Consider the following 19,862-nt stretch of genomic DNA (forward strand, 5'->3'; position numbering starts at 1 on the left):
ATTGTGTTACCAATATGTAAAAATCTCAATTTAAAACTAAAGGAGAACAAAATGGACAAATAATTGTATCGATGTACCTCTCACTAGATGGTGTCATGGAGGAACCAGCTTGGACTGCTCCATACTTCAATGAAGAAGTAGCAAAGTTTCAATCCGATTTACTGTTTGAAAGTGAAGCGCTTCTACTAGGGCGAGTAACTTATCAAGGTTTTGCAGCTGCTTGGCCTTCTATGATTGATGAAGAGGGTTTTGCTAATAAGATGAACAGCATGCCTAAATTTGTTGCTTCAACAACTTTGGAAAAAACCGAATGGAATGCAAATCTTATCAAAGGTAATATTGTAGAAAAAATATCGAAACTGAAGGAACAGCTAGGTCAGAACCTTTTAATCTATGGCAGCAGTGATCTTACACAAACATTAATGCAACATGACCTCATTGATGAATATCACTTTATAGTCAATCCCGTTATCGTAGGAAGCGGAAAGCGTCTCTTTAAAGACCAGAGCAATACAAAAGCATTAAAACTTATAGAAACAAGAACGACCAGTTCAGGTGTCGTTATTCTTTCCTATCAGCCGGAGAAAAAAGAATAATTATTGATAAATTATATAAACAAAAAAAGATTGACTCTTTAAGATCAGGAAAAGTTAAAAATACCTTCCAATAACGAGAATAATGTAAATAAGCTGTCCATGTGGACAGCTTATTGTTTTTTTGCTTAGCGTGCAAAATTCGCGTCTTGTTGGCGGGACCCCATGCCCATCAACTTAAGAATTTTATAACAACCCAAAACAAAAAGTCATGAGCTAACTTTCAGGGGGCACCTCAAACGAGCCCATGACTTTTTATATGCTATATCACAAATAATCTAGGAATACTTTACAGCCCTTTTCTTGCTCCATATCATGTCCAAAGAAAATAATCGGATTTTCTTTCTTAACAACATCTTTTAAACGTTTTATTGAAGATAAAGCTAAATCCGAATCAAATCCAGCAAACGGTACTTCATTTTCAAAGTTTTCTTTCGTATATGATGCATCAATAGTTAGCAACACTGGACCTGATTTTTCCGTCTCAATTAATAATGACTGATGCCCTGGCGTATGTCCCGGTGTATATATTAATTGCACACCTGGCACTACTTCATAATCCCCTTCAATGATTTTATAGTTTAAATTCGGCAATATACATTCTTTCAAATATTCCTCTCTGTGGAGTGCTACCTCATATTCAGCACGCTGTACAATAATTGGTGTATTTGTAAAAACGCCATTTCCTCCTGCATGATCAAAATGCAAGTGAGAACTAATGATATAAAGAAGATCATCTGGCTCATATCCGGCACGCTTTAAAATATTTATGATCCTATCGTTCTCATTCATTTTAGGTAAAACTTGTCCTTCAACAAATGTACCTTTAAAAAGATTCTCATTATTAAGAGCACTTTCTGGCATACCTGTATCTACTAAAATAAGTCCCTCTTCTGTGTCCAAAAGATAGCACCAAACAGGTAAGTTTAGTAGTTTACCCGGTGTAAGTGTACTATTAACTGAAGAATGATCCAACATACAACGACCTGCTGGGAGGAAATAAAGCTTCTTTACTGTCATTATGTATCCACCTTTACAAATAATTTAGGATAAAACATTACAATATAATATTTCGCTTATTAGAAATAAACTCCTTCTCACCTTTCATTATTTCAACCATTATTTTTTCAATTGTTCACAACTTTTCTTTACAAATTCAGTGATACTGGAAAGCCTATGCAGGAATTCAATCCGCCTTTAGGCATAGGATAAAAGTGTCAACTTTCCGTAGAAAAGTAAACGTCAAGTAACTCCAAAATATACAATAAAGGTTGATTTTAGAGTTACTTTTCCACATTTGAATATCTTGTCTTATTCCCCTTTTTCGGTGGATGGGCACAAACACCCTAATTCTAGAAATTCATCAGTTTCCATAAAACCAAACTTTTTATACACTGATCTACCCATTTTTGAAGCCCCAAGCCATATTTGTGAGATACCTGAAATCTTAACTTCATCAACTAATTTAGTTAACAGCTTTGTTGCGATTCCTTGCCCACGATAATTTTCATTAGTATACATATTTGTGATATAAGCCTTTTTTCCAGTCTTATTGGTGTAACAAGGTGGAAATTCATAAAAAATTACTGCACCACAAGCTATAGTTTCTTCATTATCTTCCACTAGCCATTGAATTAAAGTACCTTCACTTAGTTTATTTTTAAAGAAAGCATATAGTTCTCTACCAATATCTATATTAGGTTCTATCCCCTCATCAACTAATTGCTTCTTTCTTAACTCGACCAATTTATCAATATCATCGATATTTGCTTTGCGATATTTCAACTTTTCACAACTCCTTTATAAAATTACAACTGACCAGCCCCATAGCATAATTAATTCTCATCATTTTACCATTGGTTCTTATTAAACTAAACTGCCATTAAGTTATTCGGGGTATTTGCTCTTCTTTGCTTGATAGCCATATGTGTACTACCACGAATAGAACGATACCTTTTATATATTTTCTTTCGTAATATTAACCCCATATTCCCTATAAAAATCTAAAATTACAGATGCATTCATACCCAAATCTAATAAATTTTCCGGAAAGTAAATTTTAGCATCCGGAACCACAATATCAGATGTTTGTAAAATATTCTCTGCTTGGACAGCTGCTCCTAAAGCAGTAAGATGTGTCTGTCCTAACGGATCTGATATGTTCACACATCGTCTATGCAATACACCATTAGCATCATAACCTTTAAGGTGAATAACTATGTTATGTGCACTTCCACTTCCGGGTTTATAAAGAATATTTTTTCGTAAGTCATTAAATTTTTCTCCACTGATCAGTTTCCAAATTCCTGTATTCACCAGAGAAACCAGTCCATATGTAGATATTTTACTATCAAAAGCAATCCGGAAGTTAGCCGAAACAGCATGAATTGATTCTGGCAGGGTTACGTGATCAGGAGTATCCAAACGATAACATTTGGTTATATAACCGTTGGGAAAGCTGACTTTGATTGGATCAGTCATTGGATAAGCCTGTCGCATTCCCTCTCGAGCTTTGACTTCAAATGGAATCGTTAACCGGTCCATATATGCTGTTGAATTTGGTCCCGCTTTGTCTTGAAGAGAATATAGTGCGTTGATATCAACCGTAACCTCTTGAAGTTCTTTTGAATACATTTTAGCAAAAAGAGCTGCTGTCCCTCCCATCCACCCTGAAGCTAATACAACAGGGGATTGGACCTCAACATTTTTTAATCGATCAATAGAACTCTTAAAACGTTCAGTCCAACGAGTAATGTCAACCAATGGAATTTTTTTTTGAACTGCAGATAGAAGTAGTCTATCTTGCGGGTCATTAACCGCATTAACAACTAATGTGAAATTATCATCCAAATTTCTTAACGGATCATCTAATGTGTTGTCTACAGTGACTATTTTTACTCTATCTGATTCAAAAGGTAACGCTTTCCCTAAAGTTCTTCCTCCTAATCTAATTTCCAAATCAGGATGTCGATCATGTAAAATTTGAGCAATTTGACTACCAACAACACCATACCCACCAACAATTAATACTGTTTTCTTATTCATCTGAAACCTCCATTTTAATTAGTTTGAGATCATATGTTTAAATGATTAAAAACTTAAACCTTTTAACATAATTTCGCTAAAAAAAGGGACAAAAGCTGTCCCTAAACTATAAATGAGTACCTAATTCTTACATTCATCTTCAACTAAAGAAACAAGTTCTTTTAAAAGATTTATTGTTTCATAAAATTCAAGACAATAATACATTTCAGTGCCTTTTTTCTGAACTCGAAGTAACCCTGATTGTTTCAATATTTTCAAATGATGAGATACAGTAGGTCTTGACATGGGAATATGCTCCGCAATTTGTGTCACATTCAAGCTATCTTTATCAATTAAAAGCGATACAATTTGCTGACGAGTTGGATCTCCCAACCCTTGGAAACATGGTCTTAAATTTTCTAAAATATGCATTACTTTATCATTACAGTTCATTTCGCTAACATTACCTTCCGTTTAATAATTTAATCATTTAAACGTATTATAAATTACATTGCTATCTAATGCAATAAAGAAGTAGCACCAACTTTAATTATAAATATTGAAAGTTTCATAAACAGCCATTATCAATTTTCCAGATTTGTAAGAATGTCAGTTCTTTTTTCTGTAACAATTGTCAAATTCATTCCAGCTATAACCAGGACAAACCCACGAAATTTACGAAGCTTATATCGGATTGTATCAAGAGCTTTCAACTCAAGTAATCCTGCTTCGCCTGTTTATCCTCCTACAGAAAAACGGCGAAAGTTCCACTGTTATGAAAAAAAGAAAGTCTTTAATATTTTAGATGTTGCCTATAATTGTACTCTGTGTCACAAGAAAACAGCATAACAATAAATAAAATGGCCTAACTTCTCATAAATGACTGTTGTAGTGATATAAAATTTTCGTTATGGGGGTAATTTAAAATATTAACTTGATAGCTATGTGGCGGGACCCCAAACAGTAAGATTTTATTTCAAAGACACAACGATCTTACTACACACTTTTTATTTATCCCACACTCTCATCTGCTAATATTACTATTTTTTATTACTAATGTTGCCGTTTCACTCGGATGGCTAAGAGGAAAATGATGGCCATATGGAACAAAATCAACCTTACCAAGATGCGATGGAGCAGAATAGCCTCTGTCATAATCCCCCCAAATAATGTGAAGGTTATACTTTGTTACTTCATTGAAATCACCTTGATTGTTTTTCAGTAGTAAACTGTTAAGCTGAACCGTAGTATTTAAAATTCTAGGAGAAGTAAAACTGTTTCTTATTTTTTCAATATAATGTTCAGGGATACTCTCGATACTTTCAAACAAACCATTACTTAATAAATAACGCCCTATCAAATTAGTAGTTGCCAGTTTTAATGTCCATTTGTTCATAAATTGAGGAACATTTAACAATTTAGCATTTTTTTTAACAACAGGTGGCTGAAGTAAAGTGATTGAATACTTCTTATCTATGTACTCTTGTACCAATGCTTCCAGAAGAATAAACGCACCGAATGAATGGCCAATTAGATGTGCACCATTCGTAGCTTTCTCCAATAATTTTTTCACTACATTCAAATAGATATCTAGAAGATTTTTCTCTAGTTTAAAAGGAGAACGTCCCAAACCTGGAAGATCCAAGATCCATACAGGTTGACCAGTTTTTTCATGAAGCTCTTGTGCTAAAGGAAATAAATCCTCTCCATCACTCAATAAACCATGTAATAATATAAACGGTTTACCCTCTCCTTGTAATTGGTAAAGGGTAGTGTTATCGCATAATGTTCGTTTAAATAATTGATTATGTTGGCCATTTTGATACATCATTCGATAATCCAGATCAGCTACTACGGCAGGGAAAAATTTCATTACATTCGTCTCCTTAAACCAATCTCCTCCCATAATTTTTTTCGCTGAAACATTTGAAAATTTTCGTTTTGTAATAAAATTCAGTCCATCAGAAGGAATTTTTGTTATTTTACTTACTCCACTATTCATAATTGCTTTCATAAGTGGCATTGGGACAGAGATTTTTGGTGCCCCCATATTCATACTTTCCGACATAATACTTAATAATTCAGCGATGTTCTGATCGTACTGTTTGTCTTCAACAAGTGTATATGTTTGAATAGTCGGTTGCTCCAATCTGAAAACCTGCACAATAAACTTCGCAAGCTCATCGTTTGAAATAAGTGGTAACCTATATCCCTTACCTCCAGGAATCACTGGCATGAGCCCTCTTCGCATACTCATCACAAGCAAACCTAATCCTGCTATCTGCTCTGTACTCCCTGTTTTACTACTACCGACTACAGTTGGCGGATTAATTACAGAAAGCGGATAACCTACTGCCGCTGCCTGGTGACGGATATAAAGATCTGCTAAAAATTTTGTTCTCTCATATGGATTTTTTATTTTCAAATAATTGTTTCCTTCTTTAAACACATCAATTGCAATCTTGCTATTTTTATCATCAAAGGGACTCATATAACCTACAACATGAATAAATTGTTGCAAGCCCTTCAATTGATGAATACTTTTAGCTAATTCACTAATATGTTTGGCACCATTTAAAAATACGGAAGCTGCCTCTTTACTTGTCGCTTGAATATCCATGGGGCCTCCTGCGTGAATAATCACATCCGTTTTCAATACCCTCTCCTTATCTTCAGCACTTAGACCTAAATCTATTTTCGTCAAATCACCTTCAATAAAGTGCATAACTTCCTTTTTTAAGATGCCTCTTTCTTGAAAAAGGCGTATTGCTTTACTTTTTGACCTCACTAAAAGAAGAATTTTAACATCCTCTTTGGCTAATTCTGTCACTAATTGCTTTCCAATAAAGCCTGTTCCACCAATTAAAAATAGTGTTCTCATATAAGATCTCCTTTTTAGTACTAATCAGTACTAATTTGATGTAAAAAAAATGCTTCTTTTATCGAAGCAATTTTAAAAAATGATCTGCTGTTTTCGTGATTACAGTTGCATCCTTCAATGTTTCTGAAATAAATAACGCTCCTTCAAGATTTGTAATAAAAAGTGATGCAACCTCATCAATATTAATCGTATTTCTAAATTCTCCATTCTCTACCCCTTGTTTAAGTAATAGAGAAACTTTCTTTTGTAATCCTGTAAAAAAAAGACCTATTTTTTCTTTTATTTGCGTGGCCTGTTTAGGACTTTGAATATAAAGAGTAATAAATGGACAGCTCCCCTTATACTCTCTCGACTGAACTCCTTGTGATAATTGCTTTAAAAACAGTTGGATACGATCTTCAACTAAAAATTGGTTCTGAGAAAGTATGTCATCAATTGCAGATTGATACATTTCAATCCAATAATCAACGACCCCTTCTAATAATACTTCCTTATTAGAAAAGTGATAATACACATTAGACTTTGAAACTTTGCTTACACGTACTAATTCATCCATACTTGTATAAGCAAACCCTTTTTCTAAAAATAATGTTGCAGCTACTTCAATCACACGTTTTTGATTCATTAATTTTATCTTTGTCATAACTAGAACTATATAGTACTAATTTAAATATTGCAAGTATTTATGTTAATTTTTAAAAAAGTTTGATTAAAAAAGTTCCACTAACATTAATTTTACTGCAAAAAAATCTTATTTTGAATAAAGTTGAACTGAACCCCGAAATTGTTCATTCACTATCGTCTAATAGAGGTCACCATACCTGCCCATCAACTTAAGAAAAAGAAATGCCTCAAAAACGAAAAAATGAGCGGCTTCTCAGAATAGCTATCTGTAGAGAAAGAAAATTTTAATTTAGGGGAATATGGAAGTATTAGCTTGATGGTGATGCGGCGGTACCCCATATAAAGAAATTTTAAACATCTTAATCTGCCTTGCTTTTATGTAAATATGGGAATAACGAAATTACCCCAAGGATAGCTAAACAAGCTCCAATCCATAGCGGAGATACAAAACCATATCCTTTACTGATCCCAATACCACCTAGTGACGAACCAATAACAATACCTAGCGTAATAAAAGAACTATGAACGGTATTTATCATTATGCCATTACTAGCTGTCTTCATCACCCTCGCAACCATAGCTGGATTCAATGCTACACCAGTTAAACCAATAAAAATCGTAGAAATCACTGCAATGTATTTATTCTCTGCACTTAAAGCAAATAAAGACAACGCTATGATTAATATAATTAATCCACCCGTAAGTATTTTCATTGTAAATTTATCAGCAAACTTGCCAATTATTATATTCCCAATTACCGTCGCACTACCATAGAGAGCAAGTAAATATGGAATACTTGCACTTGAAAACCCTGTAACATTTGTAAAGATAGGAGTGAAATAACTAAATGCTGCAAACGTACCACCAATAATGAACATACTTGTTATATACGCTGCCCAAAGATGAATATTCTTAAATCGCAGAAGTTCGTCTTTCCAATTTAATTGCTCTTTATTTGAAGAGGATGGTAACAACCGTTGAATCATAATCCCTGATACTAGCACAAGAACAGAAACAGCCCCAAAACTAATACGCCAGCCAAAATATTGCGAAATAACGGTCGTTATAGGTAAACCTAATACAGTTGCGAACATTAAACCTGCAAGTACAATTGATGCAGCTTTTCCCCTTGAATCAGAGTGAACCAATGTCGCAGAAAAGGAAATCGCAACTCCAAAAGCTGAAGCTGAAGCAATACCAGTTATAATGCGTGAAATCATCATAATATCATAGTTCCAAGCGATAGCTCCGAGCGATTGACCAATTAAAAATATGAACATTAAAAACAATAATGCTTGTTTGCTGCGCATTCGTAAGAGGATTGCAGTTAAAATGGGGCCTCCTATTACCATTGCTCCTGCATAAGCTGAAATTAAATACCCAATAGATGATACAGGAACCTGGAATGCAAGAGCAAGTTCATTCATCATACCTGCAACCATAAATTCTGATGTAGTCATACAAAAGATTGCTAAAGCTAATAAATAAATAATCGATGGCATAAAAACACTCCTTATTCATTATTGTAATGATCGGTACAAAAATAGTGCGAAAAAAGAGCGCACTAAGCGCCACAAATAGACTCTATTGTTCCTTTGATAACTTGTTCAGACAACATCCGATTTTGCATCGATACATTAAGAACACGAAATCCGTAATAACTGCTTAAAAGCAGACTAGCTAATTCCTCAGCTGATTGCTTCTTTGAAATTTCACCTGTTTGCAATCCTTCCTCCATCACTGTTTCAATAGCTTGTTTAAGAAGTTCAACATGCTTCGAGAAAATTTCTTGTACCATTAAATCGTTTTTAGCACGTTCTATACTGGCATTAATCAATAAACATCCTTTTTGATCCATATTCTCAAAGTCTTCTTTCAATGCCCATTCAAAAAAATTACTTAATCGTTCTTTAACTGGAATTGAAGTATGTAACAATTTCCTTTGTTCCCTAATCCCAATTTCATGGTAGCGTTCTAATACTTGTTTATACAGTTCATGTTTACTACCGAAAGTATTGTATAAACTTCCTTTTCCAAGTCCTGTATCACTGCATAAATCTTGTGTAGAACACCCTTCATATCCTCTTAACCAAAATGTTTTCATTGCAACATCTACAATTGAGGAATAATCAAACTCTCGAGGTCTGCCACGTTTATTCAATCGTATCCTCCTCTCATTTTAAAGATAACATTAATAGAATACCTTTTTTGTACCAAACGGTCAATAATTTATTTTATTGTTACTGTAAAATAAAATTTGATTATTTTACAGTAACAATAAAAAATAGCCCCCTTATTCAAGTTGCCTAGCGAAAAAATCATGTTTGAATAGGCTTCTTTAGCATCCCTACCTTTCTATACATCACCAGATATGAAACGAGGATCGTTTCATATCTAGTAATTTACTTAATTAGCTTAATGGGTATGGAGTAGTGCCCCTATAAACAAAACCCACCAGAAACATCTAAAATCTGCCCCGTTACCCAGCGGCTATCAGAAGAAGCAAGGAATGCTACTGCATCTGCAATATCTTCAACTTGCCCTATTCGTCCGAACACAGATGAGTTTGTAGCAAAATTTCGTATTTCTGGATTATCTAGCAATTTTGCATTGATATCTGTCTTCGTATATCCAGGCATAATTGTATTCACTGTTATACCTCTTTCTCCAAGGTGTTTAGCTAGAGGCAGTGTCATCGTATTAAGCGCACCTTTACTTAAGCCGTATGCAATTGAGCCTGTAAAACCAAGCCTTACTTCAGCTGATGAAATGTTAATAATGCGGCCCTCTGCTCGTATTAATGGTAATGTTTGCTGGATTAAAAAGAATGGTGCTTTCATATTTACAGACATAATTTCATCAAAAACTTCTTCTGTCGTATTTTCAATCGTTCCTTGTGTACCTATCCCTGCATTGTTTACTAAAATATCAATCTCTGATGTACCAACTTTTATTTGTAATTCATTCTTTAACTGTTTTACTAGCTTTTTGACACCATCAATTGAATTGAGTTCAGCTTCAATTAAGAACGCTTTTCCTCCATTAGATTCAATCTCACTAATCGTTTCATCTGCAGCTGCCTTATTTCGACCGTAGTGAATCGCAACTAATGCTCCATCTTTCGCCAATCTCATCGCAATCGCACGGCCAATTCCGCGACTCGCTCCTGTTACTAACGCTACTTTTCCATCAAGATTCTTCATTTTTTCCATCCTTCCTAAATTTCCGTTTGATAAAAACCTATACTTATATTTTCATGTAAACACCAATCATTTTAAATATAGATTTATAGGGAATTTAGTCCATTCGCTTATGATATTATAGTTATAATTCGTAATTTACTTTAGAAAACAAAAATAAGGAGGCTACACAATGCAAAACGCCGTAAAACTGGATGAAATCGATCATAAAATTATGAACTTGTTGTATGAAAATGCGAGAATTTCTGTTTCAGAAATAGGACGAATTATATCCATGACGCAACCTGCTGTAAAAGAACGTATTAACAAGCTTGAAGATCAAGGAGTTATAGCGGCTTATCGAACGAAATTTGAGCCTGCAAAAATTAATAAAAACATTCAAGCATTCATCATGTTTAAAACGAGCCAATGCTCTGATTTTATCCAGTATTGTAATGCAGCTCCTGAAGTAACAGATTTATTTCGAATTAGTGGGGAATTTAATTATATGATGAAGGTCATGAGCGATTCGATGGATTCCCTCGCTGCATTTTTAGACTCCTTAATGCAATTTGGCTTGTCATCTCCTTTAATAGTATTAAAGAGTGAATTTGAGGAGAAATTGTCGTTTTGATAAAGGGATACGTATTATCCTCACTAACAGTAAAAGTTTCTCTTTCTTGAGAAAAACCAACAAAATCAATGACTAGTAAACAAAAAAGAACATTGATATTTCAATGTTCTTTTTGTATCTCTACTTATTAATTGGATTACTCTTTGAAAAGAGCACTTTAATCCCCTTACCCTTGATTCCTCTGCGCCTCTCTAAACTCCTCCTTCACCTTCTTTAACAACCCTTCTTCCGTAATTAATCGATACGCCGTATTTGCTAATGCTTTTGCCGATGTAATTAATGCTTTATCTCCAAGTTCTGAACGTGCTGCTTCTCTAAATTCATTCGTATGTGCAATTAAATCATCTGGTCCGATTTTAATGTACGGATGAATTGTCGGTACGACTTGACTTACGTTTCCTGCGTCGGTTGAACCGATCCCTACTCTTTCTTTACGATTTACATCTTCACCTAATAGTTCTAGTTCTTCCGCTACGATATCGTTATATGTTTTTGTTACGAGTAATTCATCGATTTCATTTTGGAATTGATGAATTTTTACTTTTGTACCTGTTGCTAACGCTGCTCCCTCAGCAATGTTTTTTACTTTTTCTGTTACTTCTGCACATCTTTTTCGCGTTGCTGCGCGGATGAAGAATCTTGCTGCGGCATAGTCAGGAATAATATTAGGTGCTTTTCCTCCCTCTGTAATGACGCCATGAATTCTCACGTCTGACGGAAGTTGTTGGCGAAGTGCATTAATACCGTTATAAAGCTGAATAACCGCATCTAATGCGTTAATCCCTTCTTCTGGCGAAGCTGCAGCGTGAGCTGTTTTTCCGTAAAAATGAAAATCAAGTGGATCGACTGCTAGTGAAGGACTCGTTGTCGCTGTTTTTCCGCTCGGATGAATCATAAGCGCCGCATCAATGTCTTTAAATAAACCTGCCTTTACATAACTTGATTTCGCGCTACCATTTGGCCCGCCTTCTTCTGCTGGCGTACCAAACACAACAACTTCCCCGCCAATTTCTTCAAGCGTTTCTGATAATGCAATTGCTGCTGCAACACTAATTGTGCCGATTAAATTGTGACCACACGCATGGCCTAGTCCTGGTAAAGCGTCGTACTCCGCTAAAAATGCGATTGCTGGCCCTTGTTTTCCAGAGCTTTTTCGCGCGATAAATCCCGTTTCATGTCCGGCTATATTGTGCTGCAACTGAAATCCTGCACTGCCTAGCAATAAACTTAACGTTCTAGATGCATAAAACTCTTGGTTACCAATCTCTGGATTCGCATGAATATCATGACTTGTTTCTATGTACTTTTCCTTATTTCTTTCGATACTCTCTTCAATTGTTTTTCTTTGTGACGTTACTCCTGTCGCTCCCATTGTTCTTCCTCCTTTTATTTTCACGTAAAAAAGCCTCTTTCTAAAAGATAGAAAGAGGCTTCTGTATATACAGTCAAAATGAGCTTCTTTCTTATCTTTCAAGTTACCTTGCTGGAATTGGCACAGTATTCATAACGAATCCGCTGCCGAGGTATCATAGGGCCAGTCCCTCCACCTCTCGTGATAAGAATTTTCATAAAATTATATTAAATTATTTTTTATTCTAAGTTCATTCCAAGTAAAAGTCAAGGAATTCCTATCCGAATTTACCGAATATCTAAAAATCCTTTTAATACACCAATTGTTTCTGGTGCTTGCAGTCTTGCACATACGTACGGAAATTCCGTGCTACCTTCAAATATCATTTGAGATGTGAGCGGTGCGCCTGCCCAGAAGATTTCATCATCAATTACGATAAACGGGAATGCTTTATTTTGTCTTTGTAACTTTACATTTTTCAGTGGAACTGGTCCATCACTATAAACTGTTATCTGTGCATTTGTACGCATTAACGCTTGCCATACTCGCTTATCCACTTGTTTTGTACTTGGAAGTGAAATAATAATTTTTCGTTTTGCGGCTAGAATATCTTTTAATAGCCCTTTCGGCTCTTCAAGATTCATTTCCATAAACCAGCGTAAACGTTTCGAAATTTTCCGTTCCCACAATTGTCTCGATGTCGTGCGATCATACACATCTCCATGACGTTCTATATGAGCTGTTAATTGCGATAACGCTTGTTTTCTAGAAAGATTTTTACGCATATAATGGCAATCTGATAATTGAATGAACTTCCCTCTCGCCCTTGTCACTGCTACATTGACGAGGCGATGGTTTTTGTGATCAAAGAATAATACGCCAGGTCGTTCCTGCGGATAACTGTCAACTGTATCAAAGATCATCATATCTCTTTCAGAACCTTGGAACTTATGAACTGTCGCCGCTAAAACTGGTATGTTTTGATATTTCGTTCTCTGCAACATTTCTCTAATACACGTCGATAAAAAGCGTGACTGCGCCCTGTAAGGTGTCACAACACCAATCGACTGAACACCGTCTAACAATCCGATTAACATCATTTGCATCGCTACTAAACCAGACATAATGTTAAAACGTGAACCAGAAGCAGCATCTTTTAACGAAAAAGCTCCCATTTGGCTCGTATCAAATAAAACACTCGCTTCATTTGCGAACGGCTGCAATTGCGCAAGTTCTTTACGCTCTGAAACAGACGGATGATCATATACTCTGTTTTTATAAATAAATGAATTCGTAAACTTCGATATATCCGCATGCATACGTCTTTGTTCCTGCAACATAAATAGGTTCGGATGCGCTTCTGATTTATTTACAGAATCAACAATCCCAGCGTGGTAAAACATATCTTCCCCAAGCCATTTGCGAACGAGTTCATGGTTTGCCATCGCAATTGGAGGTAATTGTAAAAAATCACCGCAAACGACGATACGTTTTCCAAGTGAAGCAGCTAATGCGATTTGCGGAACGAACGCCATACTCACTTCATCTACGACAACTAAATCGAATGTACGCTCATAAATAAGTGAATCAATGGCACATTTCGATAAAGTTGCACCAATTACTTTCGCATTTTCAATATACTCTTTTTCTACTTCTTTAATTTTAGCCTTTTGCTTTCGAAGATCACTTTCAATCTCTTGTATACGCTTCTTATCAGCAGATGTTGCTTTATACGATAAGATTTTTTCACGAAGATCTTGGCGTGACTCTTCTAAGTAGAGTCTTTCCTCACCCCATGATCCGTTCGTCGTTTCAACTAACTTAGATGCAAGTAACGTTTCATGATTTCGTATATGTTCATGCTGACTATAACCGTAACGAACAATTTCGCCAGGCGTCCATTTCTTTTTCTTTTCAATTTGCTTCGTTACTTCACTCATTAATACGTCTACTGCCGCGTTACTATGAGCTAACACAAGTACCGATTTTCCTTTTTGATAATGAGCCGAAATAATACGTGATAAATTGTAAGACTTCCCTGTTCCCGGCGGTCCCCATACGTACGTTGTCGGATTATAAAACGAACGATATGCCAGTTCATTTTTTGGATTTTTCATCTTCTCAATATGTTTCGGACTGCTCGTCCCATCAACAAGACGCTTTATACGATTACGTTTCAGCTTATCTTTACGTGCTTCTTTCAATCGCTCTTGCAGTTGCTCTAAAAGTTGCCACGGTTCACTGTATAAAACCGCTTCTCTTATTTCACCTTGTATATAATCATTTAATTTCAGTTCTATTTCTAATCCATGTACAGATAATACTTCTCCTGTCGCTTCCTCACCATCGAACTCAATTCGAATTGGTGAACCTTCAGGTAAGCTTACTTCCGAAATAAGCTGAAATATATACACTGTATTCTCATAATCTGTATATAAAAAACGACCGTTCATGATAGAAATTTTACTACCACCTATCGTTTTCCAATGTTTAATTTCATATGCTAATGCATAATGCCACTCTTTCATCGTTTCTGATAATGAAGGAGTTTGAGTAGTTGTATTCATCGTATAATCTCCTTCCTTCTCCCCAAACATACTTTCTCACTATACCATACAACACGCTAAAATTTGTAAGGTTTTTATCTTGCTTATTTTCTTAATTTTCAATAATATATTGTATATAATTTTCAGAAAGAAGGAATCTACATGCCAGTTAGAAGAATTGAACACGTAGGACTTATGGTTGCAAACTTAGAAGCATCTATCTCATTTTATGAAGAAGTAGTCGGCTTACAGCTCCTTAAACGTATGGGGCACCCGAATCCAGATTTAAAACTCGCTTTTTTAGGTGTGGAAGAATCGAAAGAAACGATACTCGAACTCATTGAAGGCTACAATTCTTCCTTGCCAGCAGAAGGAAAAGTACATCACATTTGCTTTAAGGTAGATTCATTAGAGGATGAAATTGAAAGAATACTAAAACACGGCGTAACCTTTTTACTAGGAGAAGAAATCGAAACATTACCAGATGGAACACGTTACATATTCTTCGCTGGTCCTGATGGGGAGTGGATTGAGTTTTTTGAGACGGAGAGATAAAGGGAAACTTTAGTCAGCCCACAATAAACGGGATAATAACTTTATGATCCACATAAGGAGTAGAAACTGATGAAGACAGTTTTTATTATCGTTTTTTGGTACTTATACTATTGATGTCATGGGGGTATTTTGCAATTCAAAAATGCTGTTTACTTATAGCAGTATCTTTTACGAATGCAAAAATAGCCAAAATACGCAAGCAGTTCCGCATAAAAACTTGCATATTTTAGGCTGTTTAATTGTACTCCTTATTTTGTTAAAGTTACCCGTCAATTCAATTCCAAAGACCTCAGCTGACAATTAACTCAAGTACCGATTTCGGATGACCCTCATGTGATGAAGTTCGTGTTCTGTATCCGCTACACTATCTGTAGCAAAAGTTGCTATCTCATTTTCTTCAACACTTGACAAAGTAACACCTTCTTTTCAAATTCAAAGAAAAGTTTTTATTTTTCAGCATAAAGCATTATAACTCAACTGTTTTCATACAAAATTTTATGAAAAAAAGAAAAGCGAGGATCCCTCATATCCCCGCTATATCAATGATGTATAAAATCCTATATAAGAGATACATAGACAAAAAACAAGAACCCCTGTACATACAAGGATTCTATGAAATTATTTGCTACCGATAATGGGGCGTTGTGTTAACTATATACGAATATCATATTCATCCAAAATTGCCCTTATTGATGGTACAATTAAAGTCTTGGAGGGGGATTATGGGAATTTTTTTATATTTTGCATTTTATTTTGGAGTACTGTTTCTTATAATTGTTACTGCATTAGTTTTATTTATTATGGCTGCATTACCAAAAATCTGGAGTAAAAATCTATCATTCGTAATGATCGGTTTAGGGATAAATATACTTACTATTCCGTTGTCTTTTTTTATAGGTGGGATGGCAACAGATTCTCCTGATAGTACTAGGTTAGATTTTTGGAAAGGATTTTTCTTTATTCAAAAAATACCGCTCTTTTTACTGAGCTTTTTATTATTTTTAACTGTGGTGTTGTGGTTTATTCGTAAGAACAAGAAAAAAGTAAACATATAGAATTTCAAAACGACTTCCAATAACAAGAATTATGTAAATAAGCTGTCCATGTGGACAGCTTATTGTTTTTTTGCTTAGCGTGCAAAATTCGAGTCTTGTTGGCGGTACCCCATCGCTATCAAGCTAAGCTCATACAACATCAAAGTCATTACAGCTCCATGAGTGCCTAATACTATTTTCTGTCCTCGATAGGTGTTTAATAATTCTTTTAAGACTTTTGTCACACGTTTCTGACAGTCGACATTAGACTCTCCTCACGTTAAAGCAAATTCGGGGTCTAAGTTTGGGTTTTTACTTCCAAAAATATCTTAGCGTATAAGGGGATAGGAGACGATTCCCGGTATTAGGTTAGGGGCCACTCTGGGATGTGATTACAAATAAAAAAGAACTTTATTCAAGTCCCTTTAATCTACGATAAAGATCGACCTAACTTACACATGTAATTTGTCATATTTGTTTAAAAATCAAATATATATTCTCTACACTCCCCAGTTATCAGTAGGTCATGTATTTAAAAATCTAAAAAGGTCCTTTTAGATTTTCTGAAGAGACTTTTTACTTCAATAAAGTATAATAAAAGCCGTAGGAGTTTAATGCCTACAACTTTGTAAAAGGATCTTGATTCACTATAAAATATCCTCTATAGATTTATTCTTAAAATTTACTTTTAACTTGATGTTAATGTGACGTAACCTTAAATATTTAGAAATTTAAAAAGCCCCCTAATATTGTTAAAGGGGCTTTACTCATACGAATGATAATTTTTATAAATAATTGCTAAATAGTGAATTTACATAAATGCTTTTAGAAGCTCTTGAACTAATGGGATTGCTCCACCTATAAATTTTAAAACTGCCATTGCGATTTCCATATTATTTCCTCCTCTTTTGTTAATACTGGGATGTGATTAAACTTTATACCCTTATTATAGTAAACGCTTACATTTGTAACAATACATTTCTGTATGCAATATTGCATATTTATACATTTTGACAATATTTAACCTCTATTAGTCATTCTTTAATGGTACCATAACGAAGTGAGAGTCTTTAAGGGTTCTCCTTAATAGGAGGAAATATGGAAAAAGTTCAAGGTATTTACAGTAATGTAAAATTTAAAAGTTGGTTTAAACAAGTATTAGCTGTAGGAGGAATATTAGGATTCTGCTACTTGGTGTTATATGGTTTTTGTTTTTTAGTTGATATGTAAATATTATACAACGATACTAGTGGAGTCTTGCCTACAGAGGTAAGACTCTTTTATTGTACTTGAGATGAACAAACTACATACAATAGCTTTCAGGTTCTTCAGATTTCTCTGTATGGTTCTTTGTTCCTCTATGTTCTAGACCCACTATTTCCTATCATTGAATATAAATGAACTTCCATTTATATTGAAAATACAATTTTATTGATAAAAAATGTCTTTTTACTAGATACATATTAAAAAGAAAAGTATAAGTTGTATTCCATTTCGGTACAATCTTTTTATCTTTGAAAAGGACTTAAATCTTATTAATAGATTTGAGTCTTTTTTGTATACATCAATCTCTATATAACCATATAAATATAATATATTAAAAATAATTTAAATGCAAGAATACTTGTAGAGGAACCGCCAGCACTTCGAAAAAAACAAGCTAAGCCAAAAAATACAATAAGCTGCCCATATGGACAGCTTATTTACATAATTTTCTTTATGGGAAGTACACTTAAGACCATTTTTAACTTAATAGGAGTCTAATATCTCAAGTTTCTTAGCTAATACCCAGCTATTTAGGCCTAAAGATGCATAAATATTGTAATAAAAATAATTCCCGTTTATCAATGTTTCCTATAATTCTTTAATATCTTCATAGAACATAGGCCAACCTTGCATTAAGATATTATATAGACGGAATTGTTTCTAATGAAATGAGACCAAAAATATTTCAAAAGGTACCATTAATTATTTAATGCTTTAAAAATGCAATTTTGAACCTTTCGAAGCACTAAATTAGATAGATTTTAATAAACTTCGAACTTTGTCTGCATCAGGATCTCACAATTGAGCCTGAGTAATTAATCCTGTCAACATAGCAAAAGGGTCCTGATTGAAACAAACTCTTTTATGAGTTTTACAAGAGTAAACTTTTAAACATATAATTACATTTCTACTATTTATTTTACCACTTGTACAGATACTGGTTTCCACCCCTGATTCTCTACCCAATCAATATTAACCTTATATTTTTTATTACTTTGTTTATCTCGTACATTACCGTAGGCTTTATTATTACCATTATTTCCAATAAAATCGAAAATCAATTGGCTCTCTGGAACATCAACAGCATAAGAGATTGCTTTTTTCATCTCACTCCAATCTACTGTTCCTTCTTTAAATTTCATATCAGGTTTTGCTCCTTGCTCTGTACCAATTGGCTTCCATGAAGGATTAGTTTGAGGATCCTTTTCTTGAGATACCGTTTTTTCTTCCTCTTTATTTTCAGTTCCGTTCGTTTTTACCGATTTTTCTACTTTTTGTTTCCCTTCTAACTGTGCTGCTTCTTTATCTTCAGTTTTCTTCTCTTCTATCTTTGCTATTTCTTTATCTTCAGTTTTCTTCTCTTCTATCTTTGCTGTTTCTTTATCTTCAGTTTTCTTCTCTTCTATCTTTGCTGTTTCTTTATCTTTAGTTTTCTTCTCTTCTATCTTTGTTACTTTCTTTTCTTGAGCAATTGCTTTCTTTGATGTATTAGAAGGGGTAAACAACTGGTATGTCACTATACCAACTGTCACTAATACCAAAGTAAATGCAATATTAAAAATTGCCTTTTGACGACGATTCTGTTGTTTTTCTTGAAATCTGCTTACTTGTCCCATTCTTCAAACCTCCGTTTTTACTTTCTCCTCTACTCTTTATGTATTATCCCTAAAATTCTTAATATTTTTATTAAACAATAGAAATAAACTACACTTTCCATACAGGATTTCATATCATAATATAATTTGTGTTTTTTCAAGTATCTGACATATGTTATTCAAAATAGTTTAATACATTAAAAATTGATAAGCTTCTGCACTTAAGAAACCTTCAATTTTATTCAAAGGTGATTCCAATTACGTCCACATTAGATCTCCTGTAGAAAGCTTTTTAACAATTAAGCCTCTTCTTCCCTTATTTATAATTTTTAAATTAAATTTCCCTCTATAGTATAATAAAGATGTTTCGTTTTCTAATGGGGTATGTCGTAAAATCAAAAGAGATTTTATCTCTTTTACCTTCTTTTCAGAGTAAATTTCACCACTAGGAAATTCTATTATTCCTAATGTAATCTTTAATTCGCTCTCATCAAAAGTCCACTCTTTATTAAGTTCTCTTATCTTTTGTATAAAGCTTCTTTTGGTTTGTCCTATATAGAGCAATGTTACATTCTTAGCA

18 protein-coding genes, 2 pseudogenes and 1 riboswitch are annotated in these 19,862 nt (G+C 34.3%); of the genes and pseudogenes, 5 read left to right on the top strand and 15 right to left on the bottom strand.

Going from position 1 to position 19,862, the window contains the following annotated elements; translation table 11 throughout:
* Positions 1–95 precede the first annotated feature (95 nt).
* On the top strand, positions 96–596 hold the full coding sequence (locus ACTJJY_RS27785) for a dihydrofolate reductase family protein (RefSeq protein WP_257143373.1): 501 nt from the start codon (positions 96–98) through the stop codon (positions 594–596).
* A 264-nt stretch (positions 597–860) separates the two neighbouring features.
* On the opposite strand, the gene aiiA is transcribed toward ACTJJY_RS27785, so the two are convergent.
* The 9 genes from aiiA to ACTJJY_RS27830 all read right to left on the bottom strand — a co-directional run bounded on the left by aiiA (position 861) and on the right by ACTJJY_RS27830 (position 10,325).
* Complete coding sequence (aiiA, locus tag ACTJJY_RS27790; protein ID WP_440607091.1) at positions 861–1,613, bottom strand: quorum-quenching N-acyl homoserine lactonase AiiA; 753 nt, start codon at positions 1,611–1,613, stop codon at positions 861–863.
* A gap of 291 nt (positions 1,614–1,904) precedes the next feature.
* Positions 1,905–2,378, bottom strand: coding sequence for a GNAT family N-acetyltransferase (locus ACTJJY_RS27795; protein WP_440607092.1), 474 nt, complete (start codon positions 2,376–2,378; stop codon positions 1,905–1,907).
* 171 nt (positions 2,379–2,549) lie between these two features.
* Positions 2,550–3,638, bottom strand: a complete 1,089-nt coding sequence (locus tag ACTJJY_RS27800; protein WP_095690587.1) for a saccharopine dehydrogenase — start codon at positions 3,636–3,638, stop codon at positions 2,550–2,552.
* Between the two features lie 120 nt (positions 3,639–3,758).
* Complete coding sequence (locus ACTJJY_RS27805) at positions 3,759–4,070, bottom strand: ArsR/SmtB family transcription factor (RefSeq protein WP_050845349.1); 312 nt, start codon at positions 4,068–4,070, stop codon at positions 3,759–3,761.
* Between the two features lie 571 nt (positions 4,071–4,641).
* Positions 4,642–6,498: an alpha/beta fold hydrolase gene (locus tag ACTJJY_RS27810; protein ID WP_340783331.1), complete on the bottom strand. Its 1,857-nt coding sequence runs from the start codon at positions 6,496–6,498 to the stop codon at positions 4,642–4,644.
* Between the two features lie 58 nt (positions 6,499–6,556).
* On the bottom strand, positions 6,557–7,123 hold the full coding sequence (locus tag ACTJJY_RS27815) for a TetR/AcrR family transcriptional regulator (RefSeq protein WP_001072312.1): 567 nt from the start codon (positions 7,121–7,123) through the stop codon (positions 6,557–6,559).
* A 358-nt stretch (positions 7,124–7,481) separates the two neighbouring features.
* Positions 7,482–8,624 (bottom strand): MFS transporter, encoded by a 1,143-nt coding sequence (locus tag ACTJJY_RS27820; RefSeq protein ID WP_098126755.1) that lies wholly within the window; start codon positions 8,622–8,624, stop codon positions 7,482–7,484.
* A gap of 62 nt (positions 8,625–8,686) precedes the next feature.
* Positions 8,687–9,283, bottom strand: a complete 597-nt coding sequence (locus ACTJJY_RS27825; protein ID WP_001042196.1) for a TetR/AcrR family transcriptional regulator — start codon at positions 9,281–9,283, stop codon at positions 8,687–8,689.
* Between the two features lie 277 nt (positions 9,284–9,560).
* Positions 9,561–10,325, bottom strand: a complete 765-nt coding sequence (locus tag ACTJJY_RS27830) for an SDR family oxidoreductase (RefSeq protein WP_144465349.1) — start codon at positions 10,323–10,325, stop codon at positions 9,561–9,563.
* 169 nt (positions 10,326–10,494) lie between these two features.
* Between ACTJJY_RS27830 and ACTJJY_RS27835 the strand changes: the two genes are divergently transcribed.
* A complete protein-coding gene (locus tag ACTJJY_RS27835; protein ID WP_001178563.1) occupies positions 10,495–10,935 on the top strand; it encodes an Lrp/AsnC family transcriptional regulator in 441 nt (146 codons plus the stop codon).
* A gap of 166 nt (positions 10,936–11,101) precedes the next feature.
* Here the strand turns inward: ACTJJY_RS27835 and ACTJJY_RS27840 are convergent, their stop codons facing one another.
* The gene (locus tag ACTJJY_RS27840) at positions 11,102–12,307 is read right to left on the bottom strand and encodes a M20 family metallopeptidase (protein WP_095690583.1); all 1,206 of its coding nucleotides are present in this window, start codon (positions 12,305–12,307) and stop codon (positions 11,102–11,104) included.
* 88 nt (positions 12,308–12,395) lie between these two features.
* A riboswitch (SAM riboswitch) is annotated at positions 12,396–12,497 on the bottom strand.
* A 76-nt stretch (positions 12,498–12,573) separates the two neighbouring features.
* Complete coding sequence (locus tag ACTJJY_RS27845; RefSeq protein ID WP_141241017.1) at positions 12,574–14,883, bottom strand: AAA domain-containing protein; 2,310 nt, start codon at positions 14,881–14,883, stop codon at positions 12,574–12,576.
* A gap of 111 nt (positions 14,884–14,994) precedes the next feature.
* Here ACTJJY_RS27845 and ACTJJY_RS27850 point away from each other — a divergent pair, with 111 nt between their 5' ends.
* Together ACTJJY_RS27850 and ACTJJY_RS27855 are read left to right on the top strand one after the other, a co-directional pair.
* Positions 14,995–15,387, top strand: coding sequence for a VOC family protein (locus tag ACTJJY_RS27850; RefSeq protein WP_095690581.1), 393 nt, complete (start codon positions 14,995–14,997; stop codon positions 15,385–15,387).
* A 722-nt stretch (positions 15,388–16,109) separates the two neighbouring features.
* Entirely contained in the window at positions 16,110–16,442 is a 333-nt protein-coding gene (locus tag ACTJJY_RS27855; RefSeq protein ID WP_095690580.1) for a hypothetical protein, read from the top strand.
* Positions 16,443–16,576: 134 nt separating this feature from the next.
* Here ACTJJY_RS27855 and ACTJJY_RS27860 read toward each other — a convergent pair.
* Together ACTJJY_RS27860 and ACTJJY_RS27865 are read right to left on the bottom strand one after the other, a co-directional pair.
* Positions 16,577–16,735 (bottom strand): annotated as a pseudogene (locus ACTJJY_RS27860) (histidine phosphatase family protein); the annotation flags it as partial.
* Between the two features lie 497 nt (positions 16,736–17,232).
* Positions 17,233–17,420 (bottom strand): annotated as a pseudogene (locus tag ACTJJY_RS27865) (hypothetical protein).
* Between the two features lie 99 nt (positions 17,421–17,519).
* On the opposite strand from ACTJJY_RS27865, the gene ACTJJY_RS27870 reads away from it, so the two are divergent.
* Complete coding sequence (locus ACTJJY_RS27870; RefSeq protein ID WP_255255480.1) at positions 17,520–17,651, top strand: hypothetical protein; 132 nt, start codon at positions 17,520–17,522, stop codon at positions 17,649–17,651.
* A 950-nt stretch (positions 17,652–18,601) separates the two neighbouring features.
* Here ACTJJY_RS27870 and ACTJJY_RS27875 read toward each other — a convergent pair.
* Positions 18,602–19,303, bottom strand: a complete 702-nt coding sequence (locus tag ACTJJY_RS27875) for a YrrS family protein (protein WP_095690579.1) — start codon at positions 19,301–19,303, stop codon at positions 18,602–18,604.
* Between the two features lie 237 nt (positions 19,304–19,540).
* Positions 19,541–19,862, bottom strand: a 322-nt coding sequence (locus ACTJJY_RS27880) for a sodium:proton symporter (RefSeq protein WP_440607093.1), incomplete at its 5' end; no start/stop codon positions are given.

This window comes from Bacillus sp. 22475 (genome assembly GCF_052044835.1).
GTDB classification, from domain to species: domain Bacteria; phylum Bacillota; class Bacilli; order Bacillales; family Bacillaceae_G; genus Bacillus_A; species Bacillus_A cereus.